Below are 25,622 nucleotides of genomic sequence, written 5' to 3'. Positions count from 1 at the left end.
TCCTTGGGTGATTACAGATTCACTACCAAGGACGAGCGCCTTGAAAAAACGGGCCAAAAAAAATCATGCTCTGCTGACCGTCACCCAATAACGGGTTCGATAACTCACGGTCACGGGCAAGGTGTCTGGCAAGGCCGCGAGAATGGCGTCGCTGTTATCGAGCTGGAAGCCACCGCTGATACGCAGCGCCGATGCGCTGTCGTCACAGTGCAACCGGCCAGGGCGATAACGCCCCAGCTCGGCGAGGAACTCGCCCAGCCGCAGGTTTTCGGCCACCAGTTGGCCTTCGGTCCAGCGCGTAGCCACTTCGCTGGCCGGACGCACAGGACCGAACGCCGCGGCGCTGAACTGCAGTTGTTCGCCGCTTTCGATAACCTGAGGCGCGGCGTGGCTCGGGGTCGCCCGCACCCAGCCTTGCAACACCGCCAATTGCGTAACGCCTTCAAGCTGGCGCACGCTGAAACGCGTCCCCAACGGCTCCAGCACGCCCTGTTCGCTGGCCACTCGCAAGGGCCGTCGCGCCGCGTCCAGGCCGGTGCTGATGAAAATCTCTCCACGCACCAGACGGATCAGGCGCTGACCGGCATCGAATCGAACGTCGATTGCACTGTCGGTGTTCAGGTTTACCACGCTGCCGTCAGCCAGGGTGATCTGCTGGCGTTCGCCCGTGGCGGTCCGGTAGTCGGCCATCCAGCCCTGACCGGCGCCAAATCGATACCCCAGAAAGGCGGCGGGCGACATCACGCCCAGCACCAGCAAGGTCTTCAACGCCTGACGCCGCTCTCGGTTGAGTGTGCCTTTGGCCATCGAAGGAGGAAGGCCTTTGAGCTGTTGTTGCACGTGCTGCGCGCGCTGCCAGGCGCGTTCATGTTCGGGGTCGGCGGCGCGCCAGCGCGTCCAGGCCTGATGCTGCGCAGCGCTCAGCGGTTGGTCATGCATCAGCACCAACCACTGGGCGGCCTGACGCGCAACGTCACGACTGATCGATGCAGGCGCCGACATCACTGCTCGATTTCCCAGAGGATGCAGGCCTCGAACGCAGTCGCCATATGACGTTTCACCGAGCGCTCGCCGATGCCCAACTGACGGGCGATCTGCAGGTAGGTCAAGCCATCCAGCTGCGCGAGCAGGAACACTGTCCGTACCACAGGCTTCAAGCGATCGAGCAATGCATCGAGCTGGAACAGGGTTTCGCGCAATTCCCACTGTTCTTCTGGCGAGAGTGAAAAGGTTTCTGGCAGGGTGGCGAGCATGTCCAGGTACGCCCGCTCCAGCGAATGCCGGCGGAAGTAATCGCAGATCAGCCGCTGGCCCACCGTCGCCAGATAGGCCCGCGGACTGTCCAGGTTCAGCCTTTCGCCAGTTTTACGTTGCGAACTGAGGATGCGAAGAAAGGTGTCCTGCGCCAGGTCTGCCGCCTGACTGGTGCAACCCAGACGACGATAAATCCAGCCTTTCAGCCAGCTATTGTGCTCTGCATAGAGAAGCCCCAGACGATCCTCGCTCACTACCCGCCTCCCGAAAGAAGGCCGGATCATAGTTGCTAATGATTCTCATATCAACGCACTTGTCAGGCCGACATTCTCAGCATGTCCCTGAAGGAGCTGGACAAGTAGTCCTTCACTTCGAAGAAATTCCGGCTGTGGGGCCGCGCCGAGTCCCAGACCAGTCCTACGTCCATCGACGGCACGGGATCGGCCAACTGACGCCGCACGATGCGATGACCGTCCAGTGACCAGGGACGGTAAACCAGATCAGACAGAATCGTCACGCCCTGCCCCGACGCCACCAGACTGCGCACCGCCTCGATCGAAGAACTGCGAAACCCGACATCCGGCCTCAGGTGGTATTCGCGCCAGTATTTATCGACAGTGGACACGTGTTCATCCATGTCCAGCAGGATGTAACGATACGTGGCCACGTCTGCCAGGCCGACCCGATCGGCCACCATCAGTGGGTGCTCAGGCGGGGCCCAGAGTTGCCGGGGAGAACGGATCAACGGCTGGCATTGCAGGGACTCATTGGCCGGCAGGTTCGAGGCCAGCAACAGGGCCATTTCCAGCGTGCCCTGGCGAACGCCCGCCTCGACCTCGCTGCGCTCAAGCTCCATGAAGGTCGGCACCAGCCCGGGAAACTTCTTTTCAAGCGCCTTCATGACAGCCGACAGCACGTACGCCGAGATCGTCTCGGTCACGCCGATCCTGATCGGGCCGGTGGCTTGCGAGGGCCGTAGCGCAACGGAGTCCATCGCTTCGCGCATGACGACTTCGACTTGCTGGGCGTGCCGCAGAAAACGATCCCCTGCCTCGGTCAGTCGGACGCCCGCCGCGTGGCGCGTGAACAACGTCGCGCCCACGGTGGTTTCCAGCGTTTTCAGAGAGGCGGTCATCGACGACTGGGTGACGTGACAGCGCTGGGCAGCCCTGGACACTTGCCCGGTGTCGGCAATCGCAATGAAGTGCTGCAGTTGTTTCAACGTCGGGAGCATCGATTTTCTCAATATCGCAATACACATTCATTGAATTTTCAATGTGATCAGCCGGAGTAATACCATCTCCCCCAGAGATTTTCCAAGAGCAGGTCGGCAATGAACGTGACTCAACGGCAAGACAAGGCGGGCTATTGCACCCTTTGCCGCTCTCGCTGCGGAACGATCAACACCGTCGAGAACGACCGGCTGATCGAAGTTCGCCCTGACGTCGAGCACCCCACGGGCAAGGCAATGTGTCTCAAGGGCAAAGCGGCGCCCGAGTTGTTGCACAGCGCCGATCGGCAGCTGTTTCCCATGCGCCGCACCCAGCCGAAGAACCACCCGGATCCTGGCTGGGAAGTGATTTCCTGGGAACAGGCATTGAGCGAAGTCGCCGAGCGCCTCGAGCAGGCACGGCGCGAACGGGGCGCCGAGTCTGTCGCCTTTGCCGTGACCACCCCCAGCGGCACGCCCTTGAGCGACAGCATCGACTGGATCGAGCGCTTCATCCGGTTGTACGGCAGCCCGAACACCTGCTATGCCACCGAGATCTGCAACTGGCACAAAGACCATGCTCACGCGTTCACCTTCGGCTGCGGCATGCCCACGGCCGATTACCGCCGCGCAGAAGTAATCCTGCTCTGGGGCCACAACCCCACCAATACCTGGTTGGCCCAGGCCGAAGCCATCGGCGCGGGTGTGGCTGCCGGGGCGCGGATGATCGTCGTGGACCCGCGCAAGACTGCATTGGCCGGCCAGGCGGACAGTTGGCTTAGGGTCTGCCCGGGGACTGATCTGGCGTTGGCGATGGGCCTGGCAAACCTGCTGATCGCCAATGACACGTTCGATCAGGCCTTCGTTCGTCAATGGAGCAACGCGCCGCTGCTGGTGCGTGCCGATAACGGCCACTTCCTGCGTTGTGCGGACATCGGTATCACCGGTGACCAGGACTACGTGGTGTGGGACACCGTCCACAATGCCCCTAAAGCTTCCTCGGCCATGACCGCGACTTCGCTTGAGCAGGCCGCAGTGCGCGGAACGTACAGCCTGAATGTGCGGGACGCGGACACGCCGCTGGAATGCTCCCCGGTGTTCGAGTTGTACGCCCGTGAGTGCGCGCTGTACACGCCGCAGCGGGTGGAGGCCCTGACCCACGTGCCTGTGACGCAACTTGAGCAGGCCGCGGCCTTGATCGGATCGTCGTCGCGCGTCGCGTTCCATGCCTGGTCTGGCGTGGGTCAGCAGGACAATGCATCGCAGACCGATCGGGCCATCGCGTGCCTGTACGCCCTGACCGGCAGCTTCGACCGCGACGGCGGCAACCGGATCTATCAGAAGCCGCCCTACAACCCGGTGATGTCGTTCGATTTGCTGGCTCCCGAGCAACGCGCCAAGGCGTTGGGTCTCGGCGAGCGACCGCTGGGGCCGCCTTCTCAGGGCTGGGTCACGGCGCGGGACGTGTACCAGGCCATCGTCCACGAAAAGCCCTACGCCATACGCACACTGGTGGCGTTCGGCACTAACCTCCTGCTCTCCCAGCCCGATGTTCACTTGGGCGCGCAGGCGCTGCAGAAGCTCGATTTCTATGTGCACTGCGACCTGTTCGAATCGCCCAGCGCGCGCTATGCCGACATCTTTCTGCCGGTGAACACGCCGTGGGAGCGCGAAGGCCTGCGCATCGGTTTCGAGATTTCCGCCGAGGCCGATCGGCGGGTTCAACTGCGCCAGCGCATGGTGTCGCCCCGCGGCGATTCGCGCTCGGACAGCGACATCGTGTTCGACCTCGCAACCCGCCTGGGCATGGCCGGGGATTTCTTCGGCGGCTCACTGGAAGCAGGCTGGAACCACATGCTTGAGCCGCTGGGCCTGACCGTCGAGCAACTGCGCCGCGACCCTCGCGGCGTGTCCATCGAGACCCCCGATGTGCAGCGCAAATACGCTGCTAAGCCACGGCACCGGGCGTTCAACACGCCGACCGGGCTGGTCGAGTTGTACTCCGAAAAACTGCTGCGTCATGGCTACAGTCCCCTGCCCCGCGCGTCCGCCAACGATCCACGCAAGGAAGCCATGCATCGCGCCTTTCCGCTGGTCTTGACCTCGGCCAAGAACGGCTACTTCTGCCACAGCCAGCACCGCAGTCTGGCGTCATTGCGGCGCAAAGCGCTTTACCCGGTGCTGGAAATATCCGCCGAGCTGGCCAGGCAAGAACACGTCGACAACGGCGACACCCTGGTGGTGACGACAGACAGCGGCCAGGCGAAATTCTGCGCGAGCATCGTCGACGGCTTGCACCCCTCGGTTGTGGTCGGCGAGTACGGCTGGTGGCAACGGTGTGAAGCCCTGGGGCAGAACGAGCTGCCGGTACTGAGCACCCACAGCAGCAACTTCAACAGCCTGGTCAGCGACGCCGCCTTTGATCCCATCAGCGGTTCTTCGCCTCTGCGCGCATACCGTTGCACCGTGCAACGGGACACGCTCAATGATGCTGCTAGCCGTTGGGAGGGGTTGCGCCCGTTCACCGTCACAGCGCTCACACCGGAGGCCGCGGACGTCACCACCGTCAGCTTCGAAGCCAGCGACGGCGGCACGGTGCCGGATTTTGAACCCGGCCAGCACATCACCCTCGAGCTGAACACCCCCGATGAGCCCTCCTTGCGTTCCTACTCGTTGACCGGCCGTGCTCACCTGCAAGGGCGCCGTGCTTATCAGGTTTCAGTGCGCCGGGCAGTGGCGACCGACAGCCAGGGCATGGCCATGCTCGGGTTGGGCTCAGGTTTCATCCACGATCAACTGAAGGTCGGCGACCGACTCATGGCTCACCCGCCATCGGGGCATTTCATCCTGCCGATGCACAGTCGCCGACCGTTGGTGCTGGTCGCCTCAGGCATCGGCATCACCCCGTTCCTGAACCTGCTGGAATCGTTGCAAGACCAGCCGCAGACGCCGAATATTCTGCTGCTTTACGGCAATCGCAACGGCGAATACCACGCCTTCAAACAGCGGCTCAGGGCGTTGGCGCAGACGCTGCCCAACGTGAAAATCGTCAATTTCTACAGCCTTCCCTCCGCGTCAGACCGCCAGGGCGAAGACTACGACGTGGCTGCGCGGGTCAGCGCCGACCACATACCCAAGGCGTTGCTGCGTCAGCGCCCCTTGATCTACCTGTGCGGGTCGGACGCTATGATGGCTGAAGTCGGTGCTGCCTTGCTCGAACGCGGGGTGCCGCGCTTCGACATCCAGCAGGAAGCCTTCAAATCGCCGGTCAAGCCGGTCATCACGCCCGGCCAGTCCCACGAGGTGACGTTCAGCCGGTCAGGCATCATCGCGCGCTGGTCATCCGATGAAGGTTCGCTGCTCACCTTCGCGGAGAAGCTGGGCGTGCGCCTGCCCAGCGGCTGCCGCGTGGGCCAGTGCGAAAGTTGCGCTGTCACCGTGCAGCACGGCCAGGTCATGCACCTGCACGGACAGGAACCGGACACCCCATCGACGTGCCTGGCCTGCCAGGCCATCCCGTCCAGCGCCCTGACGCTGGATGCTTGATATGTGTGAAATCCCAGGTGAACCATGCTGATCATTGATGCTGAAAAAACACGCGCATTGCTGCCGTTCGACCGCCTCATTCCCGCCCTGCAAGAGGCCTTCCGCGAGGAGGTGCACGTGCCGCTGCGCCATAACCACGCCATTCACCCTGAGTCATCGGCGCCCGGTTGCATGCTGTTGATGCCTGCCTGGAACAACCAGGGCTTTCTGGGCATCAAGACCGTGACCATTTTTGCGCAGAACGCCGCCGCAGGCTTGCCCGGGTTGCATTCCACGTACATGTTGCACAGCGCAACGACCGGCGCGCCACTGGCGTTGATCGATGGCAACGAAATCACCTCCAGACGCACCGCGGCAGCCTCGGCCCTGGCGGCCACCTACCTGAGCAGAAGCGATTGTTCTTCACTGCTGGTCGTGGGCGCAGGCCGGGTGGCAAGTTTGTTGCCTTATGCCTATCGCACGGTTCGCCCGATCCAGCAGGTGGCGGTGTGGGACATCAACCCGGCGCAGGCCGCGCGGCTGGTCGATCAACTGCAGCAGGATGGTTTCCAGGCCCGGGCGGTCGATGACCTGGCAGCTGCCTGCGAGCAGGCCGACATCGTGACCTGCGCGACGTTGTCGACAGCGCCGCTCATCGAGCGCCGATGGTTGAAGCCCGGCACTCATCTGGACCTGATCGGTGGCTTCACCCCCCAGATGCGCGAGAGCGATGACGGCTGTTTCGATGGCACCGAGGTGTTCATCGATACCGATGAAGCGCCCATGAAAGCGGGTGATCTGCTCAGCCCGCTGCAAAGCGGCGTGCTGCGCAAGGAAGACATCCGCGCTGATCTGGCGAGCCTGTGCAAGGAACGCAGCCCGGGCCGCATCGACGATCAGCACATTACGGTTTTCAAAGCAGTCGGCACGGCCCTGGAGGACCTGGCGGCTGCTCAACTGGTTTACGTTCAACGCTCACAATAATCAGAAATCTGCGCGTCATTTTCCCTTGCTGCCTTCCGCCCCGAACCTTCAGGAAGACATTATGAAAGCGTCTGTATTGCACCCCGGTGAGGCCAGAGAAAGCCTCGGTTTTTTTGAAAGAATTGCAGTTGGTGTATCGAACTGGTCGGAGCGCTGGTTTCCCGACTCTTACATATTCGCAGCCATTGCCGTGGTGCTGGTCGCGCTGGGCTCGCTCGCCACCGGTGCTTCGGTGAAGTCCGTCGCGGGCGCATTCGGAGACGGCTACTGGAGCCTGATCCCGTTCACGATGCAGATGGCGCTGGTGGCGATTTCCGGCTATGTCGTGGCGGTCTCCCCGCCCGCCTCGGCATTGATCGAGAAACTGGCTGCGCTGCCAAAATCGGCGCGTGCGGCGGTGACCTTCGTCGCCTTCATCAGCATGGGGCTGTCACTGTTCAACTGGGCAATCAGCCTGATTTTCAGCGGACTGCTGGTTCGCGCGATCGCCCGCCGCACAGACCTGGCCATGGACTATCGCGCTGCCAGTGCCGCGGCGTATCTGGGCATGGGCGCCACGTGGGCGCTGGGGCTGAGTTCGGCGGCGGCGCAACTGCAGGCCAACCCCGCCAGCCTGCCCAAGTCTCTGCTGGATATCACCGGCGTCATCCCGTTCTCGCAAACCATCTTCCTCTGGCAGTCGATGACCATGGCGGCGGTGTTGATCGTGGTGTCATTGCTGGTGGCCTGGTTCTCCACGCCGACCGGCAACCGCGCACGCACGGCTCAGGACATGGGCGTCGACCTCAGCGTGACCGATGAAGCCGCCGAAGGTCCTCGGCGGCCCGGCGAATGGCTGGAGTACAGTCCGGTGCTCACCTTATTGCTGGTGGCACTGGGAGCGATATGGCTGTTCAACGAGTTCTCGACCAAGGATCCGATTTTCGCGATCTCATCGCTGAACACCTACAACTTCCTGTTCCTGATGCTGGGCATGCTGCTGAACTGGCGCCCCAAGCGCTTTCTCAATGCCATCGCCAAGTCAGTGCCTTCGGTCGCGGGGGTGCTCATTCAATTCCCGTTATACGGGGCCATTGCGTTCATGATGACCAAGGCACAAGGCGTCGATGGCGTGACCTTGTCGCACCACATCGCTTCGCTGTTCGTGGCCATTGCCGACAGCGACAGTTTCGCGGTGGTCATGGGCATCTACTCGGCGGTACTCGGTTTCCTGATTCCTTCCGGCGGTGGCAAGTGGATCATCGAGGCGCCGTATGTGATGCAAGCGGCCAATGAGTTGCATGTCAATCTGGGCTGGGCGGTGCAGGTCTATAACGCGGCCGAGGCGCTGCCCAACCTGATCAACCCGTTCTGGATGCTGCCGTTGCTGGGTGTTCTGGGCATCAAGGCGCGGGACGTGGTGGGCTTCACCTTCACTCAATTGCTGGTGCATACCCCGCTGGTGCTGCTGATGCTCTGGGCGTTCTCCATGACACTGGCTTACACACCGCCGATGATGCCGACGCCTTGAAAGGCCTGTGAGGGCCGAGGCCGCCGGCGGCGCACAGGCGGCCCGGCATCGTCTGCCGGCGCCGCCGTGGACCCTGCTCAGCTGAATGTCACCGCCTTCATCGGTTGCACGTTCACTTTCAGCTCGAAGACATCCGGCCGCGCGTAGTGACCGCAGACATCGAAGTCCTGGTTGCCCTTGCTCAGTTGGCTCATGTCCAGGTCTGCATACAGTTCGGTCTCGCAATCGTAGCTGGGGCCGGCCAGCACTTCACCCAGCGGGCTGACGATCATGCTGCCGCCGCGCATGATGTAGTCGTCGGCCTTGAAGTCGAGGCTGAAGGCCGCCTGGTGCGCCTCGGAGTAGGCGTCGAGCTTGATCGCCTGGCACGCCGACAAGACGAACACGCGGCCTTCGAGGGCAATGTGGACCATCGAGCTGGGCCATGACGGTCGGTCGTCGGCGGTCGGCGCGCAGTAAAGCTGCACGCCTTGGGCGTACATCGCCTGGCGCAAGGCGGGCATGTAGTTTTCCCAGCAGATGACGCTGCCCAGCACACCCAACTCTGTGGGCACGGCGTCGATCGTCGAACCATCGCCGAACCCCCAGATGATGCGCTCCTGCCCGGTCGGCATCAGCTTGCGGTGGTAGCCCGCGATGCCCTGACCGGGAACCAGGGTGACGGCCGTGCAATACAACGTCCGGCCAAAGCGCTCGATGATGCCGACCACGCAGATCACGCCGGTCTCGTCGACGCCGGCGGCCAGCGTGCGCAACTCCTGACCGTCGAGGGTCACCGCGCCCTGGACGTAGTCGTGATACTGCTGACGCCCGGCCAGGCTGCGGTTACCCACCACGCTGCCAAAGCCTGTTCCCTTGGGATAACCACCGATGAATGCCTCGGGGAAGACCGCCAGCCGGGCACCCTGCCCGGCCACACGGCGCAGGATGTCGCAAGCTTTGTCGACGCTGGCTGCCGCGTCATCGGGAATCGAGGCTGCCTGGATAACTGCCACTCGCATGGTATCGCTCCTAGTATTGGGTGATGTCTTTGTCTTTGGTTTCGGGAAGGGTGCGCCACAGCACCAGCAGGCAGATCAGCGAGACCGCCGCCAGATAACCCGCCGGCAGGTCCGGGTTGCCGAACTCGCGAACCAGCGCCGCGGCGATGAACGGACCAGGGCCGGCCAGGATGGCCAGCGCCAAGTTGTGCCCCAATGCCGCGCCGGTGGAGCGGATGGACGCTGGAAAAACCTCCACCAGCAGCACCACGTCCATCACGGCGGTGACGGCCACCAGCACGCCCAGCAATGTCAGCCCGAAGACGATTGCCACCAGGTTGCCGGTGTTGAGCAACAAAAAGATCGGATACGCCAGCACCGTCAGCCCGGCGGCTGCGCCCAGCAACAAACGGCGGCGACCCCACGCATCGCTCAGCCGACCGATCAGCGGATGCGCCACGCAATACAGGACCAACGACACGCTGCACAACCACAGCGCCGTGCTCTTAGGCAGGCCGACCGTGGTCACCAGGTGGTTGTTGGCGTACGTGATGAAAAAGTACAGCGACACCCCAAACAGAGCGGAGAACGCAAACGTGGTGATGAACGCCTGACGCTTCACCGCCGCGCCAGGCGCCTGCACCCTGTTGGTGCCGCGCTCGCGAACCATCTTTTCGTAGACCGGCGTATCGCCCAGCTTGCGGCGGATGTACACCGCCAGAGCGGTCATCACGATCGATGCGACAAACGGCAGGCGCCAGCCCCAGGCGCTCAGTTGTGCATCGTTCAGCACGTTCGACAGCACCGCCGCAGTGAACGTACCGAACAGGAACGCGCACCCTGCGGTTCCGGTGATCACGCTTGCCGCCGTGGCGCGGCGGTGGGCGGGCGCGCTTTCGACGATGTAGATGCCGGCGCTCGACCATTCTCCGCCGACCATCATGCCCTGCACGAAGCGCAGCGCAATCAGCAGCGCAGGTGCCAGGATCCCGATGGCGTCATAGGTGGGCAGCAGCCCGATCAGCGTGGTGCAGATGCCCATGCCGAACACAGTAATGATCAGCACCGCGCGACGTCCCAGGCGATCGCCGATCGGCCCCAGGATCAGCGCCCCAAACGGTCGGGAAATGAACCCCACCGCGAACACCGCCAGCGATGACAGCAGTGACACGCCCGGGGCACTGGACGGAAAGAACAGCGTACCGATGATCGCGGCGAAGTAGCCGTAAATGGCGAAATCAAACCACTCCATGAAGTTGCCGATCCCCACGGCAACCGCGCGTTTGCGCATGTCCACTTCGGCGCTGGAATGAATCTTGCTCCGCCCTGATGATTCTTGTGTCGTGTCCAATGCTCGTTCCCCATCGCTGTGCAGTTGATGGAAATCAGACTAGAAACGATGAAGCCCGCCTGACAAACGATTAGAAAAGATGAGCCGGATTAACGTACGTAATATCGCTCGCATCGACATGAACCTGCTGCTCACGTTTCACTGCCTGATGACCGAGCGCAGTGCAACGCGGGCCTCGACCATGCTGCATGTCACGCAGGGTGCGGTCAGCTCGGCGCTCAAGCGTCTGCGCGAGCATTTCGACGACGAACTGTTCCTGCGCACCGCATCAGGCATGCAGCCCACGCGCAAGGCGATGTTATTGGCGCCGAGGATCACCGAAGCGTTGACGTCGATCTCGGGACTGCTCGCCGGTGAGCTGGAATTCTGTCCCGCGCAGTCGCACCACGTGTTCAATATCGGTTTGTCCGATGACATCGAAAGCTACCTGGCGCCCTTGCTGGTCAGCGCAGCGGCGCAAGACGGCCTGGGCGTCAGTTTCGCGTTTCACCAGACCAACAGCACGCTCTGGAAAACCTCACTCCAGGATGCCGACATGGACCTGGTGATCTGCTGCGAACCGAAGGACTTCAATACGCGCTTCTCATCGCAGGTGCTGTTTTCCTCGTCTTATTCCTGCCTGTTCCGGCCACGGCCGGACGCCGCCGACAGCCTGAGCATCGACGACTATTTCAACGCCGACCACGTGCGGATCTCGTATGACGGACGTCGGGGCTTCATCGACGATATCTTCGAAAGCGCCGGCTACGCACGCAAAGTCATTGCTTCGTTCAGCCACTTCTCGGGCGCGCTGTCGACCCTCGCGTCCAGCGGCGCCATCGCCACCCTGCCGACCTTCGCCGCCACTGCCTACGCCACGATGATCGGGCTCAAGGTCAGCCCGGTCCCCCTCCCCGTGCCCTCGTATCGCTGCTTCATGGTCTGGGACAACGCGCGACACACCGACGCCCATCACCTCTGGCTGCGGCATTTCATTGGCGAGGTGATTCAGCGTGCCGAGCAAGGCGAAAATGCCATAACGCGGCTGAGTCCGGCAGACGAGGTTGTGCTGCAGTCTGCGTGAACCCGTTGACCGCGCAGTCGTCGCGAAGACCTTCACAAACACCGTACCTTTTCGAAAGGTGTTTTATATACACTGCCGCTTTTGTCCCGCCGGGGAGCGCCCAAATGTCATCGAAGGTCATCTCCAGATCACCCGAGCCGTCGGCCTCACTGGAAAGCCGCATCCGCAGCCGCTATGAGCAGATGTCGGCGGTGGAGCAGAAACTGTCAGATGTCATTCTGGCGTCCCCTGGCCAGCTCGCCATGCAGACCGCGACCGAACTTGCGATCAGCGCCGGCGTATCGAAAGCGACGACGACCCGGTTTTTCCGGGCGCTGGGCTATGACTCCTACGATGCGGCGCGACGTGAAGCGCGCAAAGCCAGCAGCGGCGGCTCCCCTCTCTATCTGCAGCACCTGAACGACGCCGACCACGATCCTCAGGCGCTGGTGCAGCATCATCTGGATCAGGAAATCGCCAACCTGGCGAAAACCTACGAATCGCTCTCCCCCACCGATCTTGCCCACATGACCCAGGCCATTGCCAAGGCGCGGCGGGTGGTCCTCATCGGTTTTCGTCATAGCCAGACCATCGCCGTGATGTTTCGCAGCAATCTGATTCAGGTGCGTGGCGACATTCTCTTGTTGCCCGCTCCTGGCGACAGCCTCGCCGAATACCTGGCAGGACTGGACGAGCGCGACGTGGCGATCTGCATCGGACTGCGCCGACGCGTGCCGCAGCTGGAAGGCGCCATGGCGGTGATGGCGGGATTGGGCGTGCAGATTCTGTACATCTCCGACGTGCTCACCGGCAGGCCGGCGAAGCTTGCGCGTTGGGTCATCCGCTGCCACACCGAAGGCAGCCTGATGTTCGACAGCAACGCCAGTGTCGCTGGCATCACCAATCTGATCTGCTCGCTGGTCGGCAAGGAGCTGGCAGGCGAGAAATCCACCCATCTCGCCCAGGCCGAAGTGCTCCACCAGAAACTGGAAGAGCTGGAATAAGCCTCTTTTCGGGTAATGGCCCGATAATAGCGCAACGTCGCACCAACCCGGAGCAGGCCACACGCGAGCTCGCCAGAACTGTTTCAGCCTGAGAAACATATGTTTCTTGAATTATTTCCCTGAAACCCCTGTTTCTACTGGGCCGGCGATTTTATTCGGGCCGCCACGCCGATGCTGGCACAGAATCTGCGATACCCCTTGGGTCTACCCATCACCCAAGGGCGCCATCATGAAAAAAACGTTCTCCGGATTTCCACTCGTTCTGGCCGCAATGACGCTGGGCGTCGGCCTGCACGCCTCCACGTCACTGGCCGACACACTGGATGACGTGAAGGCACGCGGCACGCTGGTCGTGGCCATCGATCCGACTTTCGCCCCCTACGAATACACCGACGACAGCGGCGCGATCACCGGCTATACCCCGGCCATCATGGCGCAGGTCGCCAAGACCCTCGGCGTCAAGGTCGAGTACCAGAAGATGGCGTTCAGCGGGATCATCCCGGCCCTGATTTCAGGTTCGGTGGACGCCGAAGGCTCATCGCTCAACGTCACCGCCGAGCGCGCCGGCAAAGTGCTGTTCGTGGCCCCGTTCGGCAAAAGCGTGAACGCTGTAATGACCCGCGCAGACGACAAGCGCATCGATCCGACCGGCCTGAAAGTGGAAAGCCTCGCTGGCCTGAGCGCCGCCGTGAAGACCACCTCCGCGCCGGAGCAACTGGTCAAGCAGTTCAACGTCGAGCTGAAATCCAAGGGCCTGGCGCCCATCAAGATCGTCGGCGTAGACAGCGTCGACCAGACCCTTTCGGCACTGATGACTCGACGCGCCGACTTCATCCTCGACGACATCACCGTTCTCGGCAGCCTGCTCAAGCAGCACCCGGACAACCTGCGTCAGGTCGGCGAACTGGGCACCAGTCAGTGGATCAGCTGGGCGACCCGCAAGGACGACACACGCCTGAACAAGGTCATCAGCGATCAGATCATTGCGATGCAGAGCTCGGGCGAACTGCAGAAATTGCAGCAGCAATACCTGGGCGTGACCTTCGACCTGCCCTCCCACGATTTCATCCCTGCCAAGTGAGAACGTCCATGTCTTCGCCAACCACCCACGTTCATGTCCCTGCCGGGCATGGCCGGACTTTCGAAGTACGCCGCGGCCAGTTCATTACCGTGATCGATCGTGACGGCCAGCAGGCAGCCGACTTCGTCGCCATCGTCAACGGTCAGGCCAACGAATACCTGTCGCCCACACACACCCGCCGGCGTCTGGATTCGCTGTTTTTCAGCGTCGGCGACTGCCTGTACTCCAATGCCGACGAGGCGTTGCTTCACGTGCTGCACGACACAGTCGGCGTGCACGACGCCAACGTCCCGGCCTGCGATTGCACGCGTTTCAGCGTTGATTTCGGCGTGGACGGGCACCGCAACTGCCTGGACAACATGCACGACGGCCTGCGTGAGTACGGCGTGTCAGCGGTCAACGTGCCCGAGCCCTTCAACCTGTTTCAGAACGGCCCGGTGACGGCCGACTGCCGGATGCAAGTCACTGACCCGATCAGCAAGGCAGGCGATCGCGTCGTGTTCCGCGCCTTGAAGGATCTGGTGTGCGCGGTGTCGTCATGCCCGCAGGACATCATCCCCGGCAACGGCCTGCTGGTGACGCCCATCGATATCGTCATCTCCGATGATCAGCCGCCATTCGCCTGACAGACTTTCAAGGAGTACCCCATGCTGTTAATGAAAGACGCCACCGAAACCCGCGCTCCGTTGCCCCTGCAAACGGTCAGCGTCGCAGCGGGCACTGCCGGTTCGATCCTGGTCAAGCGCGGGCAACTGCTGCGCATCACGGCGCTGAACGACGGCGCCGTCGCGAGCCTGTTCGGCTTCAGCGAAACCGAGCCGGACGTGCATCTGTCGGTGCACCACACGCGCGTGTTCAGCAATTCCTACGTGCTGGGCGCGGGCATGCGCATGGTCAATAACCGTCGTCGCCCGGTGATGGTGCTGGGCAAGGACAGCGTCGGCCGCCACGACCTGCTGCTGCCAGCCTCGACGACGTCGTTCCTCGCCGCCAACGGTTATGCCGGGCAAACGGGCTGCGTCGAAGCGCTGCAAGGTGAGCTTCGCCGTCTGGGCCGTGAGCAGCCCAAACTTCCGGACCCGATCAACCTGTTCATGCACGTGCAACTGGATCAGCAAGGCACGCTGTCGCCGCAGCCCAATACGGTCAAAACCGGTGACTCAGTCACCTGCCGCGTGGTGCTGGACACGCTCTTCGTGGTGTCCACGTGCTGCACCGGCATCGCGGGCAACGACATCCCCGGCGCGGTTGAACTGTTGGTGGCCGAAGACCTCAGCGACTTTGCGGTTTAATCGATGATCTCAAGCGCACAAATGCTCAATGCCCTGCCGGATCTGGTCCGAGGCCTGTGGGTGACACTCGAACTCACAGTGCTGGCAGCCGTCACCAGTTTTGTCATGGGTCACGTCATCTGGTGGTTGCGCGGGCGGTCTCTGCCACTGTGGCGCGGCATCGGGCATTTGTACGTCAGCCTGATGCGCGGCGTGCCCTCCATCGTGCAGCTGTTCATCGTGTTTTTCTCGCTGCCACTGATCGGTCTGGGAGGCAAACCGCTGCTTGCGGCAGTGCTGGCAATCGGTCTGAACAGCGCGGCCTATGTCGCCGAGATTCTGCGTGCCAATTACCGCACCCTGCCCCACGGCCAGACCGAAGCCTCCCACGCGCTCGGGCTGTCGGATTTTCAGGTGTGGTGGTACGTGTCGGCGCCGCAGGCGTTGCGCAGCAGCCTGCCGGCACTGGTCAACGAATTCACCCTGGTGGTCAAGACCACACCGCTGGCCTCGGTGGTCGCGGTCACTGAGCTGACGTACGCCGGGCAACTGGTGATCGCCCGCACCTACCAGGCTACCCCGGTACTGGCGCTGGTGGTGGCCGGTTACCTGCTGATCTGCTGGCCGACGCTGAAAGTGGCGCGCCGCCTTGAAAGGCGCTTCAACCGCGCAAGGAGCCATTGATGGATTGGTCGGCGATTCTCGACAACGCTCCGGACCTCGGCGCCGGGCTGTTGATCACCCTGCACCTGAGCCTGATGTCGGCCTGCACGGCGCTTGCCCTGGGCGCCTTGCTGGCGTGGGCACTGCAAAAAGGCAGTCCGTGGCTGCGCGCGACGGTGCGCGCCTACATTGACTTCGTGCTCGGTTTGCCGATTCTGGTGCTGATCTATCTGTTGTTTTTCATCCTGCCCGAATACGGCGTCACGCTGAGCTCTCCCGCGGTCGGCGTGACCGCGCTGACGCTGTATTACGGCCCGTACATGGGTGAGGTCCTGCGCGCAGCATTCGGCGGCATCGCTCGCGGGCAGTACGAAGCCAGCGCGGCGCTGGGCCTGAGTCCCCTGGAAACCCTGCGCCACGTGCTGCTCAGGCAAGCGTTGCCGGTGGCATTGCCACCCTCGGTGGGTCTGCTCATCGGTTTGGTCAAGGACACCGCGCTGCTGTCGGTGGTCGGCATGGAAGAGTTCATGTATGCCGCCAAGCAGGCCATTTCCACCAGTTACGCCCCGCTCGAAATCTATCTGGTGGTCGCCATTGCCTACTGGCTGATCACCCTGTTGCTCGACACCGCGGCCGGCGCCCTCGAGCGCCGCCTCATCCGCCATCGTGCGGCCTGACCCATTCTGAACAGGAGTCTGTCCATGTCTGTCCCTCTCGCGTCCCTTACCATTCCCGCCGGCCACGGCAAGGCCGTGCGCCTGAAAGCCGGGCAATCGGTGCGCGTCATCAATACCCATGGCACCCAGGTGGTCGACTGCTGGGCGTGGAACGCCTACGACCTCGAAGAATTCATGTGCATGGAAGCCACGCGCGTATGGACGCAGCACTTGAACCCGGTGGTCGGCGACAGCTTCGTCACCAACGCACGTCATCCGATCCTGACCGTGGTCGAGGACACTTCGCCCGGTGTGCACGACACCTTCATGGCAGCCTGCGATCGCCGTCGCTACGAGTTGCTCGGGTGCACCCACTATCATCGCAACTGCAGCGACAACCTGTTCGAAGGCATGCTGGAACTGGGCGTCACGCCTCCGCGCCGCAACCTTGCCTCGTTCAACATCTTCATGAACATCCGAGTGCAGCCGGACAACATTACGCTGGCCACCTTGCCGACGGTCACCCGCCCTGGTGACTACATCACCCTGCGCGCCGAGATGGATTGCTTCGTGGCCTTTTCGGCCTGCCCGCAGGACATCGTCAACATTCAGGGCCAGGGCGACAACACGCCAAAGGATGCGCAATTGCAGGTCATCGACGAGGCGTTCGCCGCCGTCGCCGTCAAGGGCCCGTGGGTCCCGGATCACGTCAAGGCCGCGCAGCGCTGACCGGCGTCTTACTTTCTGAAACAGGGTGATTCATGAACACCGTCAAACACGCATTCGAGAAATACCTCAACCTGGCGGACGCCCGACTGGGCACCGTCGCGCTGTCGGTCACCGACGACTGGTTCGCTGACGTGAACCGGCTGTTCCAGCACACACCTGCCGTCTTCAAAGCCGATGTGTTCGATGACAATGGCAAATGGATGGACGGCTGGGAGTCGCGGCGCAAACGCCACGAGGGCTACGATCACGCGATCATCCGCCTGGGCGTGGCCGGCACTCTGAAGGGCGTGGACATCGACACGTCGTTCTTCACTGGCAACTTTCCGCCTTCGGCCTCACTGGACGCCTGCTTCCTGGCTGTCGGCGATCCGGATGAAACGACCGTGTGGGCCGAGGTGCTCGGCGCCGTCGAGTTGAATGGCAACAGTCACCACCTCCATGCCATCGACGATTCCCGGCCTTATAGCCACCTGCGCCTGAATATCTTTCCCGACGGCGGCGTCGCGCGGTTGCGGGTGTATGGCGTGCCGCACAAAGACTGGTCGGCGGTGAGCGCCACGGACACCGTCGACCTGTGCGCAGCGCTCAACGGCGGTCGCGCCATTGCCTGCTCCGACGAGCACTACGGACAAATGGGCAACATCCTCAATCCGGGCCGTGCTGCGGTCATGGCCGAAGGCTGGGAAACCGCGCGCCGACGCACACCTGGCAACGACTGGGTGATCGTCGCACTCGGCGTTCCCGGGGAAATCGAGCGAGTGGTCATCGACACGCTGCACTACAAAGGCAACTACCCGGATCGGGTCTCGATTCAGGCCGCTTGCGTCAAAGGCGGCACAGACAGCCAGATCGAAACACAAAGCCTGTTCTGGCGAGAACTCCTGACACCGCAGAAAACCGAGATGGATCGCGAGCATGTCTACGCAGATGAGGTGGCAAAGCTGGGCCCCGTCACCCACGTGCGGCTCAACGTCTTCCCGGACGGTGGCGTCAGCCGGCTGCGTTTGTTCGGCAAACCGGCGCGGTAACGCGTGACCGGGAGAAACAGCGACGGTTTGGCCCGAAGAATCACAGCGTCGGTGGATTGGCCTTCATCCCACGACGAACGTTCAGCAACGTGACGGCGCCTTAGCTGCGGGCAGGCACAACCGGGGCAGCCTGGGGCTTTACGAGGTTGAGTCCCAATAAGGCGGCGACCCGATGGCCTCGATCAGGAATTCCCACACCGCACGCACTTTGTGTGAGCGCAGCCTGTTCTCGGGTGAAATCAGATGCATCTGACTCGGCACAGCGTTCACCGCCCCCTCGAAACCAGGCAGCAGACGTTTTAATTGTCGCGCCTTGAAGGCGTCGCTTTTCAACAGCCAGGAAGGCACCAGAACGATCCCCTCCCCCGCCAGAGCGGCATGCAACAGCAGTTCACTGTTGTTGCTTCGAATAGGCCCCGTCACATCCACCGCAGTGGGCAGTCCGCCTTCGGGACCACGAAAGTACCATCGCTCCGAGCCCCCGTTTGTGATGTGGACCAGACACGAATGGTTTCTGAGCTGATCAGGCGTCTGGGGTTCATCATGCTGGCTCAGGTATTTCGGGCTTGCGCACAAGACATGACGCTGCTCACAGATGCGCCTTCCAATGAGACCAGAATCCTCCAGATGCCCGATCCGGAAGACGATGTCCGCGCCCTCCTTCACCGGATCGATCAGTTCATCCGTGACCGTCAGCTCAATGATCAGGTCCGGATAGAGAGACCGCAGTTCAGTCACCAGCTTGCCAAAATGCAATCGACCGAAAGTGGCAGGAGCGTTGACCCGGACAATCCCACGGATTTTTCCAACGTTGCCTGCCAGCTCTTCGTCCGCAGCATCGAGCAGCTCCAGCACCGTGCGGATTTGCAGATAGTAACGCTCGCCCGCTTCGGTCAGTTTGACGCCACGGGTGTTCCTGTAAAGCAGCTGCTGCCCTGCCTCCACTTCCAGCGCGGCAATGAACCGTGAGACCGATGAAGCCGGCACGCGAAAGTGCCGCGCCGTTGCCGAGAAACTGCCTGTGGTCGCGACCATTGCCAGGTACCGCTGAGCCTTCAGTTGCATGACCACCCCAAAAATGCAGCAGAGATTTGACCCCACGAACCATTATCGCTCGCAAGATGACCAGAAAGATTTCAGCTGACATGCTTTTCCAGCATTAGTCTTTTGCCGGACGGACGAATTGTAGCGTATCCAGCATAACCCTAGACTTCATTCACTCGTCAGCCAGTCGACTGCCAGCCCCCGGCTGGTGTGGTCGACAGCCTGACCAATCAGCCGTGTCACCCATACAGGAAACAGGCAATGGTTAATCTCTTCGCAAAAGCCGACCTCAAGGGTTTGTCGCTTGATAACCGTATCGTCATGGCGCCACTGACGCGTTCGAGAGCGCGCAACGAGGTTGCAAATGAACAGTTGGCTTTGTACTACACGCAGCGCGCTACAGCGGGCCTCATCATTTCTGAAGGCACGCCGGTTTCCAGGGAAGGCCACGGCTATCTCCACAACCCGGGAATCTATAGCCCAGAGCAAATTGACGGGTGGAAGCTTGTCACCGATTCCGTGCACAGCGTTGGCGGCAAGATGTTTGCTCAGATATGGCACGTTGGACGGATATCCCACACATCCCTTCAAGTAGGCAACAAGGCGCCGGTCAGCTCGACCGACAAGCCGGCCAAAGGCGCCACGGTCTATGCCTATACCGAGGACGGGAAAACCGGATTCGTCGAGACTTCAACGCCCCGAGCATTGGCGACCGAAGAGGTCGCGGCCATTGTCGAGCAGTTCGCACAGGCCGCCGAAAATGCGATGACGGCAGGGTTTGACGGAGTCGAAATCCACGGCGCAAACGGCTATCTGTTCGAGCAGTTCATGAATCCTCTGGTCAACGATCGCACCGACCGTTATTCAGCGCAGAACCTGGAGGATCGCCTGCGCTTCGCGTTTGAAGTGGTCGATGCGGTCAGTGCACGCATCGGCGCAGACAAGGTGGGTTATCGCATCTCTCCCTACGGCCAGCTCTACGACATGCCGGTCTATCCGCAGATCGATGACACGTACGCAGCATTGTGTGCCGGCTTGAGCGAGCGCGGCCTGGCCTATGTTCACGTCATGGATCAGTCTCATTTTTTCCTGAATGGCGGCGAAGGCGCCGAACAGGAACAGTCGCTGCGCAACTTGCTCACGCGTTGCAAGGCGGCATTGGGCGACACCGCACTCATTCTTGCAGGTGACATGACACTGGAGCGGGCCCAAGACCTTGTCGATGCGGAACTGATCGATTTCGCCGCCTTCGGGCAACCTTATATCGGCAACCCCGATCTTGTCGCGCGACTCAAAAATGGTTGGCCGCTGACAATACCCGACCGGGAAACGTTCTATGTCGGAACGGCAAAGGGGTATATCGATTACGCGCCGTATGCCGCGCAGTAACCGCGCACTCTTTGAACATGCTGAACTTCTCGGGTAAACGCTGATGACGGCGGTGTCGCCGACACGGTGTCTTTAACGACTCTCTCTTTTCAATGTTTCGTAACGAGCAGGATATTACTCATGAAGCGTTTTCTGTCATTAGCAGCTGCCGGCGCGTTGTACCTGATCGCCATGGGACAAACTTATGCCGCTGCGCCTGAACTCAAGATGTACCGACTCGACTGCGGGCATATGACCCTCGGCGACAAATCACTGATGTCTGATACCGGTCTTTATAAAGGGCAGTCTTATGACATCGTCATGTCCTGCTATCTGATCAAGCACGGTGAAGACTGGGTGTTGTGGGACACCGGATTGCCTAAGAAATATCTGGCCGGCCCGCTCACCGAAGGTTCGTTCACCACCAAACTGGACCGAACCATTGTCGATCAAATCGGCGATCTGGGCCTTCGCCCGGACGACATCAAATACGTCGCGGTGTCCCATGCTCACTTCGACCACGCAGGCCAGGTCAACGATTTTCCCAACGCTACGTTGATCATTCAGCGCGCAGAGCTTGAGGCAATGGCCGACACCAAGGTGGCCTCAAAGCACTACATCATGGAGGACCTGTTCAGTTCGCATATTTCGGGTAAAAAACGCGAGCGGGTCAGGGTCATCGATGGCGATGTCGACCTGTTTGGTGACGGTACACTCAAGACCATACAGACGCCCGGCCATACGCCTGGAAGCATGGCGCTGTTGCTGAACTTGAAGAACGCCGGCCCGTATGTCCTCTCGGGCGATCAGTGGCACTTCACTGAGAACCATGAACGCCATCAAGTACCGACGTGGAATTACAATCACGATCAAACGATAAGCTCGGGCAAGAAGCTTGACGACATTATTGCCAGCACCCATGCCACCCTGGTGATTCAGCATGAGCCGAAAGACAACCAAAAGCTGCCGAAACTTCCACTGTTTCTCGATTGAACTTCCGTCATTGCCGTAGACGCTGAACAACGCAACTTACACTGACAAGACTGTCCATCTCGACTGACCTCGCTGACGAGCGAGTGCCACAGTGCGCACTTGCTCGTCCGCTCAATTCATAAGGCATAACTTCATGAAACTGACCGACAACACTGTTCTCATCACAGGCGGTACTTCAGGCATCGGCCGTGGTCTGGCAGAGGCTTTTCACAAGTTGGGCAACAAAGTCATTATCGCCGGCCGCCGCAAGGCGTTACTCGATGAAGTCACTCGCGCCAATCCTGGCATGGATGCAATCGAACTGGACATCAGCAATCCCGCCAGCATTGCGCAAGTCTCGAAGACTCTGATCGAGCGTTATCCGTCACTCAACGTGGTCATCAATAACGCCGGGATCATGCCGTTCGATGATGCAGCCGGGCGCATCGACGATCAGACCACTGACGCGATCATCGCCACCAATCTGCTTGGGCCGATCCGATTGACCAGCGCATTGATCGATCAGCTCAAATCACAACCCCGCTCGGTCATCATTCACAACACGTCCGTGGTGGCTTATGTACCGCTGGCCAGCAACGCGGTCTATTCGGCGACGAAAGCGGCTCTGCACTCCTACGCGCTTTCTCAACGGTTCGCGTTGCGCGACACCTCCGTGAGCGTTCAGGAAATCGCGCCACCGTGGGTGAACACCGACCTGATCCACAAGAGCGACGACCCGAGAGCCATGCCGCTGGACGCTTATATCGAACAAACCATGGCAGGACTCGCCACGGACATTCCGGAAGTGGTGGTGGCGTCGATACAGGCGGCTCGGGACAATCCCGGCTCCCAGGAGCACGCGATGGTTCACGCGCTCAATCAATCTTTCGTCGACAACCCGGTCCCCATGGCCTGAGCGACGCCATCATCGGGGCATGGAGTCCGCTCGCCCCGATTCCTTTGTGACCACATCACCCGCCCCCGTCTACCAAGCCGCCGAGGATGCACATGCAGGTCAAGGAAACAGCAGTCCAGCGCAGCGACTGGCTTTCAGTGATGTCACTGACGGCTGGCACATTCATGCTCGTGACGTCTGAACTTATGCCAGTCGGATTGCTGGACCCCATTGCCGCCGAACTGGACATCAGTCGCGGGCACGCCGGCTGGATGATCACGGCACCCGGGATGATCGCCGCCCTGGTTGCGCCATTCGCCTCACTGCTTGCCCGTGCCGTTGACCGCCGGCTTTTACTCGTGGCCCTCAGCTTGATGGTCGCTATAGCCGATACAGTCGTTGCCTTCGCGCCGAACGTTCTCACGCTGTTGGCGGGCCGCATGCTGCTGGGCGCAAGCGTTGCGGGCTTCTGGACATTCGCTGCCGCCGTGGGTCGGCGCCTTGTGACACAACGGTCCGGAGACCGAGCGGTGACGATCATCCTGATGGGGATTTCTGTCGGCACGGTGATGGGTGTGCCGGCGGGAACGATGCTTGGGGACGCGACGGGCTGGCGCTGCGCATTCATTACGATCGCGTGTATTGCGGGCGCAGTCGCCTTGGCACAAAGCCTGTTATTGCCTGCACTGCCGATGCGGCAAATTCTTTCACTGCGCGACCTGGGTCGCTTTCTGCTCATACCCCAGGCTTCGCTGGGATACCTGGCGTGCGCGCTCGGTTCAGCGGGTCACTTCGCTGCATACACCTTTCTCGCGCCTTTCCTGACTCAACAGGTCGGTCTGCAACTGTCCCAGCTGGGCTGGACGCTGGCCGCTTGCGGCGTAGCAGGTGGCATCGGCACATTTGCAGCGGGCGTGGCGGCGCAGCGGCGCCTGAGCGCGAGCTACATGATTTCGGCAATCGTCATGGCAGGCTCGATTGCCGCCGCATCGATCACCTGCGCCGAACCCTTGGCGAGCGTAGCGGCGACAGTGTTATGGGGCACAGCCTTCGCGTCGATCCAGACCTGTATCCAGATCTGGACCTTTCGCGTCGCCCCGGAACGTTTCGAAATCGGGTCGGCGCTGATGGTGACGGTTTACCACGTGGCTTTGGCGGCGGGATCGTTTGCCGGGGGCGAGTTGGTCGACCGCCTTGGCATAGACAGCGCTTTCACACTGGGCTCGCTGCTCGCACTGGCCTGCGTCATTCCGATAGCGGTATCCAACGTTCGCTTTCCCCGCCCGACATCGACGTCAGCAAGCGATACCTGAATCAGGCGCTTCACAGACTGAGTTTCAGTGCGGGCGTCTCACGTTATCGACCGAGTACCGGAAGCTGAAACGAGACCGACTGAGTGATCAGTAGTCCCAGAAGCCAGCGACCCAACGGAAGGCGTCGCCGTCGTGGGCTATCCGGCCAACCGAGGGAAATGGAAGATGGGTCGCAACGAACAGTTCGCCACTGGCCGCCGCCTCTCGCAGCAGACGAACACGCACGCGCACCGACTCCTCTGGATCGTGTTCGAAGCCGTTTTGCCAGTCAGGGTGCTCGAACGCGACGGGAAACACAGCGTCACCCGCGAAGGTCAGTCGTTGTCCGCAGGAGTCCACGTAGACCACGCAATGCCCCGGCGTGTGGCCGCCGGTGACCTTGGCAACCACGCCTGGTGCCACTTCGTACGCGTCTTCGAACGTGCGCACATGGTGGCCGTATTGGCTGATGAATTGCCTGGCGGTGGATCGTAAAACCTCCGGCACCGGCTCCGGCATGGACGTGTGCGTGAAGTCCGGCGCCTCCCAGAACGCAACCTCGGCTGCCGCCACGTGAATGCGTACGTCCGGACGCAACTGGCGTTTCACGTCTTCGACGAGCAGGCCGCCAATGTGGTCCATGTGCATGTGGGTGATGATCACGTCCGTCACCGAGGACAACTCGATGCCAGCGGCCTTCAGACGTTTGGGGAATTGTCCGGCGCGGGGGAATCCGGGGAATTGCCCGCCCAGCCCCGCATCGACGAGGATGACCTTTTCACCGCTGCGCACGATCAAAACGTTCAGTGCCCAGTCGAAGGCGTCCGGCCTCAGGAACATCTCTTTGAACCAGGCGGCGCGCTCCGCCGGGTCGACGTTGGTGGACATGGTCTGGGTGGGCAGCGGCAGCACGCCGTCGCTCACCACCATCACGTCGATCTCGCCGATCCGCAGCGCGTAACGGGAGGGCACGAGCTCTTCGAAACCCGCCTGACCGATGCGCCCCTCGTCCGGTGCCGGTGGCCGGGCAACGCTGCCTTGCAGGGATGCCGATGCGTATGGCGCGGGATGATTGAGGTAAGTTGCCATGGTGGTTCTCCTTTAGCGTTTTGCGGACTTTCAAGGGCGGCGACAGGGGTCGCCACGGGAGCGCCTAATCGCTCGTGGAGAAAGTCTGCGCCGCGGCCAGCAAGGCCCGGAACCACACTTGGGTATATATTTTTCATCCTCAATCAGGGCTGCGCATGACACTTTGAGGTGAGCGCAAAATCAGTCGTAGAACGTCACCAATTCACTCAATGCGCTTCGTGGCGTCTCTAGTCGGTTTTCCGACAGATCAGGGTCAGCCCACCCCAACGACATCCCTGCGATGACCATGTGGTCGGCCGGAATATCCAGCGTCTGGCGCAGCATTGAATGTTGCAGCGCCCAGATCTGCTGGGGGCAGGTGTCCAGTCCTCGCGCCTTGGCCGCCAGCATGATGTTTTGCAGAAAACAGCCGTAGCAGATGAAGTTCGCCCGTTCGAGCTTGCGGTCCATGGTGAAGATGATCCCGACCGGCGCATCGAAAAACCGGTACTGACGCTCCAGGTTGAGCATCCGAACGGCCTTTTCCGTGCGCGGGCAGCCTTGGGCGTCACCCAGTTGGTAAGGAATGAGTTGATCCGTTGCGCATAAGGCTCGTGAAGCTCAGCGGGAAAAAACAGGTATTCGGGGGCAAGGCTTTCCGGCGCCGAGCGATATAGCTGCACCGCGTTGTCGGC

At 61.5% G+C, this 25,622-nt stretch carries 24 protein-coding genes; 16 read left to right on the top strand and 8 right to left on the bottom strand.

All coding sequences use genetic code 11. The annotated features are described in order from the left end of the window. Window positions 1–63: 63 nt before the first annotated feature. From BMZ10_RS00775 to BMZ10_RS00765, 3 genes are read right to left on the bottom strand one after another with little or no spacing between them, the layout of a single operon-like run. Window positions 64–1,002, bottom strand: coding sequence for a FecR domain-containing protein (locus BMZ10_RS00775; protein ID WP_093458166.1), 939 nt, complete (start codon window positions 1,000–1,002; stop codon window positions 64–66). Next, the gene (locus tag BMZ10_RS00770) at window positions 1,002–1,538 is read right to left on the bottom strand and encodes a sigma-70 family RNA polymerase sigma factor (protein WP_093458165.1); all 537 of its coding nucleotides are present in this window, start codon (window positions 1,536–1,538) and stop codon (window positions 1,002–1,004) included. Before BMZ10_RS00770 ends, BMZ10_RS00775 begins: the two co-directional genes overlap by 1 nt. A gap of 32 nt (window positions 1,539–1,570) precedes the next feature. Next, window positions 1,571–2,488 (bottom strand): LysR family transcriptional regulator, encoded by a 918-nt coding sequence (locus BMZ10_RS00765; protein WP_093458164.1) that lies wholly within the window; start codon window positions 2,486–2,488, stop codon window positions 1,571–1,573. A 99-nt stretch (window positions 2,489–2,587) separates the two neighbouring features. Here BMZ10_RS00765 and BMZ10_RS00760 point away from each other — a divergent pair, with 99 nt between their 5' ends. The 3 genes from BMZ10_RS00760 to BMZ10_RS00750 all read left to right on the top strand — a co-directional run bounded on the left by BMZ10_RS00760 (window position 2,588) and on the right by BMZ10_RS00750 (window position 8,483). After that, complete coding sequence (locus BMZ10_RS00760) at window positions 2,588–6,010, top strand: molybdopterin-dependent oxidoreductase (protein ID WP_093458163.1); 3,423 nt, start codon at window positions 2,588–2,590, stop codon at window positions 6,008–6,010. A 24-nt stretch (window positions 6,011–6,034) separates the two neighbouring features. Then, window positions 6,035–6,973, top strand: coding sequence for a bifunctional Delta(1)-pyrroline-2-carboxylate/Delta(1)-piperideine-2-carboxylate reductase (locus BMZ10_RS00755; RefSeq protein ID WP_093458162.1), 939 nt, complete (start codon window positions 6,035–6,037; stop codon window positions 6,971–6,973). Window positions 6,974–7,034: 61 nt separating this feature from the next. After that, window positions 7,035–8,483 carry a short-chain fatty acid transporter gene (locus BMZ10_RS00750; RefSeq protein WP_093458161.1) on the top strand — a complete coding sequence of 483 codons (1,449 nt, stop codon included), beginning with the start codon at window positions 7,035–7,037 and terminating at the stop codon, window positions 8,481–8,483. 77 nt (window positions 8,484–8,560) lie between these two features. On the opposite strand, the gene BMZ10_RS00745 is transcribed toward BMZ10_RS00750, so the two are convergent. Both BMZ10_RS00745 and BMZ10_RS00740 read right to left on the bottom strand, forming a co-directional pair. Next, window positions 8,561–9,484 (bottom strand): carbon-nitrogen hydrolase family protein, encoded by a 924-nt coding sequence (locus BMZ10_RS00745; protein ID WP_093458160.1) that lies wholly within the window; start codon window positions 9,482–9,484, stop codon window positions 8,561–8,563. A 10-nt stretch (window positions 9,485–9,494) separates the two neighbouring features. Then, window positions 9,495–10,814: an MFS transporter gene (locus BMZ10_RS00740; protein ID WP_256214276.1), complete on the bottom strand. Its 1,320-nt coding sequence runs from the start codon at window positions 10,812–10,814 to the stop codon at window positions 9,495–9,497. A 79-nt stretch (window positions 10,815–10,893) separates the two neighbouring features. Between BMZ10_RS00740 and BMZ10_RS00735 the strand changes: the two genes are divergently transcribed. From BMZ10_RS00735 to alc, 9 genes are all read left to right on the top strand, one after another. Continuing rightward, the gene (locus BMZ10_RS00735) at window positions 10,894–11,877 is read left to right on the top strand and encodes a LysR substrate-binding domain-containing protein (RefSeq protein WP_093458158.1); all 984 of its coding nucleotides are present in this window, start codon (window positions 10,894–10,896) and stop codon (window positions 11,875–11,877) included. Window positions 11,878–11,981: 104 nt separating this feature from the next. Next, entirely contained in the window at window positions 11,982–12,860 is an 879-nt protein-coding gene (locus tag BMZ10_RS00730) for a MurR/RpiR family transcriptional regulator (RefSeq protein ID WP_093458157.1), read from the top strand. 229 nt (window positions 12,861–13,089) lie between these two features. Beyond that, on the top strand, window positions 13,090–13,941 hold the full coding sequence (locus tag BMZ10_RS00725) for a transporter substrate-binding domain-containing protein (RefSeq protein ID WP_093458156.1): 852 nt from the start codon (window positions 13,090–13,092) through the stop codon (window positions 13,939–13,941). Window positions 13,942–13,949: 8 nt separating this feature from the next. After that, entirely contained in the window at window positions 13,950–14,567 is a 618-nt protein-coding gene (locus BMZ10_RS00720; protein WP_093458155.1) for a DUF1989 domain-containing protein, read from the top strand. Between the two features lie 21 nt (window positions 14,568–14,588). Continuing rightward, window positions 14,589–15,233 (top strand): urea carboxylase-associated family protein, encoded by a 645-nt coding sequence (locus tag BMZ10_RS00715; RefSeq protein ID WP_093458154.1) that lies wholly within the window; start codon window positions 14,589–14,591, stop codon window positions 15,231–15,233. A gap of 3 nt (window positions 15,234–15,236) precedes the next feature. Then, window positions 15,237–15,896, top strand: coding sequence for an amino acid ABC transporter permease (locus tag BMZ10_RS00710; protein ID WP_093458153.1), 660 nt, complete (start codon window positions 15,237–15,239; stop codon window positions 15,894–15,896). Further along, entirely contained in the window at window positions 15,896–16,552 is a 657-nt protein-coding gene (locus BMZ10_RS00705; protein WP_093458152.1) for an amino acid ABC transporter permease, read from the top strand. Before BMZ10_RS00710 ends, BMZ10_RS00705 begins: the two co-directional genes overlap by 1 nt. Window positions 16,553–16,576: 24 nt before the next feature. Beyond that, window positions 16,577–17,260 (top strand): DUF1989 domain-containing protein, encoded by a 684-nt coding sequence (locus BMZ10_RS00700; protein ID WP_093458151.1) that lies wholly within the window; start codon window positions 16,577–16,579, stop codon window positions 17,258–17,260. 32 nt (window positions 17,261–17,292) lie between these two features. Next, complete coding sequence (alc, locus tag BMZ10_RS00695) at window positions 17,293–18,288, top strand: allantoicase (protein WP_093458150.1); 996 nt, start codon at window positions 17,293–17,295, stop codon at window positions 18,286–18,288. 138 nt (window positions 18,289–18,426) lie between these two features. On the opposite strand, the gene BMZ10_RS00690 is transcribed toward alc, so the two are convergent. Beyond that, window positions 18,427–19,353, bottom strand: a complete 927-nt coding sequence (locus BMZ10_RS00690; protein WP_093458149.1) for a LysR family transcriptional regulator — start codon at window positions 19,351–19,353, stop codon at window positions 18,427–18,429. A gap of 240 nt (window positions 19,354–19,593) precedes the next feature. Between BMZ10_RS00690 and BMZ10_RS00685 the strand changes: the two genes are divergently transcribed. From BMZ10_RS00685 to BMZ10_RS00670, 4 genes are all read left to right on the top strand, one after another. After that, window positions 19,594–20,721 (top strand): alkene reductase, encoded by a 1,128-nt coding sequence (locus tag BMZ10_RS00685; protein WP_093458148.1) that lies wholly within the window; start codon window positions 19,594–19,596, stop codon window positions 20,719–20,721. A gap of 120 nt (window positions 20,722–20,841) precedes the next feature. After that, window positions 20,842–21,693, top strand: a complete 852-nt coding sequence (locus BMZ10_RS00680; protein WP_093458147.1) for an N-acyl homoserine lactonase family protein — start codon at window positions 20,842–20,844, stop codon at window positions 21,691–21,693. Window positions 21,694–21,826: 133 nt separating this feature from the next. Beyond that, window positions 21,827–22,588: an SDR family oxidoreductase gene (locus BMZ10_RS00675; RefSeq protein WP_093458146.1), complete on the top strand. Its 762-nt coding sequence runs from the start codon at window positions 21,827–21,829 to the stop codon at window positions 22,586–22,588. Window positions 22,589–22,680: 92 nt separating this feature from the next. Next, entirely contained in the window at window positions 22,681–23,880 is a 1,200-nt protein-coding gene (locus BMZ10_RS00670) for an MFS transporter (protein WP_177182017.1), read from the top strand. An 87-nt stretch (window positions 23,881–23,967) separates the two neighbouring features. On the opposite strand, the gene BMZ10_RS00665 is transcribed toward BMZ10_RS00670, so the two are convergent. Together BMZ10_RS00665 and BMZ10_RS27905 are read right to left on the bottom strand one after the other, a co-directional pair. Next, window positions 23,968–24,948, bottom strand: a complete 981-nt coding sequence (locus BMZ10_RS00665) for an MBL fold metallo-hydrolase (protein WP_093458144.1) — start codon at window positions 24,946–24,948, stop codon at window positions 23,968–23,970. A gap of 180 nt (window positions 24,949–25,128) precedes the next feature. Beyond that, entirely contained in the window at window positions 25,129–25,458 is a 330-nt protein-coding gene (locus tag BMZ10_RS27905; RefSeq protein WP_256214274.1) for a nitroreductase, read from the bottom strand. Window positions 25,459–25,622 lie beyond the last annotated feature (164 nt).

Origin of the sequence: Pseudomonas sp. NFR16, assembly GCF_900108875.1 — a bacterium.
In the GTDB taxonomy this organism is placed as follows: domain Bacteria; phylum Pseudomonadota; class Gammaproteobacteria; order Pseudomonadales; family Pseudomonadaceae; genus Aquipseudomonas.
This window is presented reverse-complemented; position numbering and strand designations above follow the sequence as displayed.

What these genes read in the sequence shown, in the direction of transcription:
- BMZ10_RS00725 (WP_093458156.1), top strand. Translation starts at nt 13,090, where the DNA reads ATGAAAAAAACGTTCTCCGGATTTCCACTCGTTCTGGCCGCAATGACG.
- BMZ10_RS00745 (WP_093458160.1), bottom strand. Translation starts at nt 9,484, where the DNA reads ATGCGAGTGGCAGTTATCCAGGCAGCCTCGATTCCCGATGACGCGGCA.
- BMZ10_RS00685 (WP_093458148.1), top strand. Translation starts at nt 19,594, where the DNA reads ATGGTTAATCTCTTCGCAAAAGCCGACCTCAAGGGTTTGTCGCTTGAT.
- BMZ10_RS00700 (WP_093458151.1), top strand. Translation starts at nt 16,577, where the DNA reads ATGTCTGTCCCTCTCGCGTCCCTTACCATTCCCGCCGGCCACGGCAAG.
- BMZ10_RS00665 (WP_093458144.1), bottom strand. Translation starts at nt 24,948, where the DNA reads ATGGCAACTTACCTCAATCATCCCGCGCCATACGCATCGGCATCCCTG.
- BMZ10_RS00775 (WP_093458166.1), bottom strand. Translation starts at nt 1,002, where the DNA reads ATGTCGGCGCCTGCATCGATCAGTCGTGACGTTGCGCGTCAGGCCGCC.
- BMZ10_RS00690 (WP_093458149.1), bottom strand. Translation starts at nt 19,353, where the DNA reads ATGCAACTGAAGGCTCAGCGGTACCTGGCAATGGTCGCGACCACAGGC.
- BMZ10_RS00760 (WP_093458163.1), top strand. Translation starts at nt 2,588, where the DNA reads ATGAACGTGACTCAACGGCAAGACAAGGCGGGCTATTGCACCCTTTGC.
- BMZ10_RS00730 (WP_093458157.1), top strand. Translation starts at nt 11,982, where the DNA reads ATGTCATCGAAGGTCATCTCCAGATCACCCGAGCCGTCGGCCTCACTG.
- alc (WP_093458150.1), top strand. Translation starts at nt 17,293, where the DNA reads ATGAACACCGTCAAACACGCATTCGAGAAATACCTCAACCTGGCGGAC.
- BMZ10_RS27905 (WP_256214274.1), bottom strand. Translation starts at nt 25,458, where the DNA reads ATGCTCAACCTGGAGCGTCAGTACCGGTTTTTCGATGCGCCGGTCGGG.
- BMZ10_RS00705 (WP_093458152.1), top strand. Translation starts at nt 15,896, where the DNA reads ATGGATTGGTCGGCGATTCTCGACAACGCTCCGGACCTCGGCGCCGGG.
- BMZ10_RS00755 (WP_093458162.1), top strand. Translation starts at nt 6,035, where the DNA reads ATGCTGATCATTGATGCTGAAAAAACACGCGCATTGCTGCCGTTCGAC.
- BMZ10_RS00770 (WP_093458165.1), bottom strand. Translation starts at nt 1,538, where the DNA reads ATGATCCGGCCTTCTTTCGGGAGGCGGGTAGTGAGCGAGGATCGTCTG.
- BMZ10_RS00765 (WP_093458164.1), bottom strand. Translation starts at nt 2,488, where the DNA reads ATGCTCCCGACGTTGAAACAACTGCAGCACTTCATTGCGATTGCCGAC.
- BMZ10_RS00735 (WP_093458158.1), top strand. Translation starts at nt 10,894, where the DNA reads ATGAGCCGGATTAACGTACGTAATATCGCTCGCATCGACATGAACCTG.
- BMZ10_RS00680 (WP_093458147.1), top strand. Translation starts at nt 20,842, where the DNA reads ATGAAGCGTTTTCTGTCATTAGCAGCTGCCGGCGCGTTGTACCTGATC.
- BMZ10_RS00670 (WP_177182017.1), top strand. Translation starts at nt 22,681, where the DNA reads ATGCAGGTCAAGGAAACAGCAGTCCAGCGCAGCGACTGGCTTTCAGTG.
- BMZ10_RS00715 (WP_093458154.1), top strand. Translation starts at nt 14,589, where the DNA reads ATGCTGTTAATGAAAGACGCCACCGAAACCCGCGCTCCGTTGCCCCTG.
- BMZ10_RS00750 (WP_093458161.1), top strand. Translation starts at nt 7,035, where the DNA reads ATGAAAGCGTCTGTATTGCACCCCGGTGAGGCCAGAGAAAGCCTCGGT.
- BMZ10_RS00720 (WP_093458155.1), top strand. Translation starts at nt 13,950, where the DNA reads ATGTCTTCGCCAACCACCCACGTTCATGTCCCTGCCGGGCATGGCCGG.
- BMZ10_RS00675 (WP_093458146.1), top strand. Translation starts at nt 21,827, where the DNA reads ATGAAACTGACCGACAACACTGTTCTCATCACAGGCGGTACTTCAGGC.
- BMZ10_RS00710 (WP_093458153.1), top strand. Translation starts at nt 15,237, where the DNA reads ATGATCTCAAGCGCACAAATGCTCAATGCCCTGCCGGATCTGGTCCGA.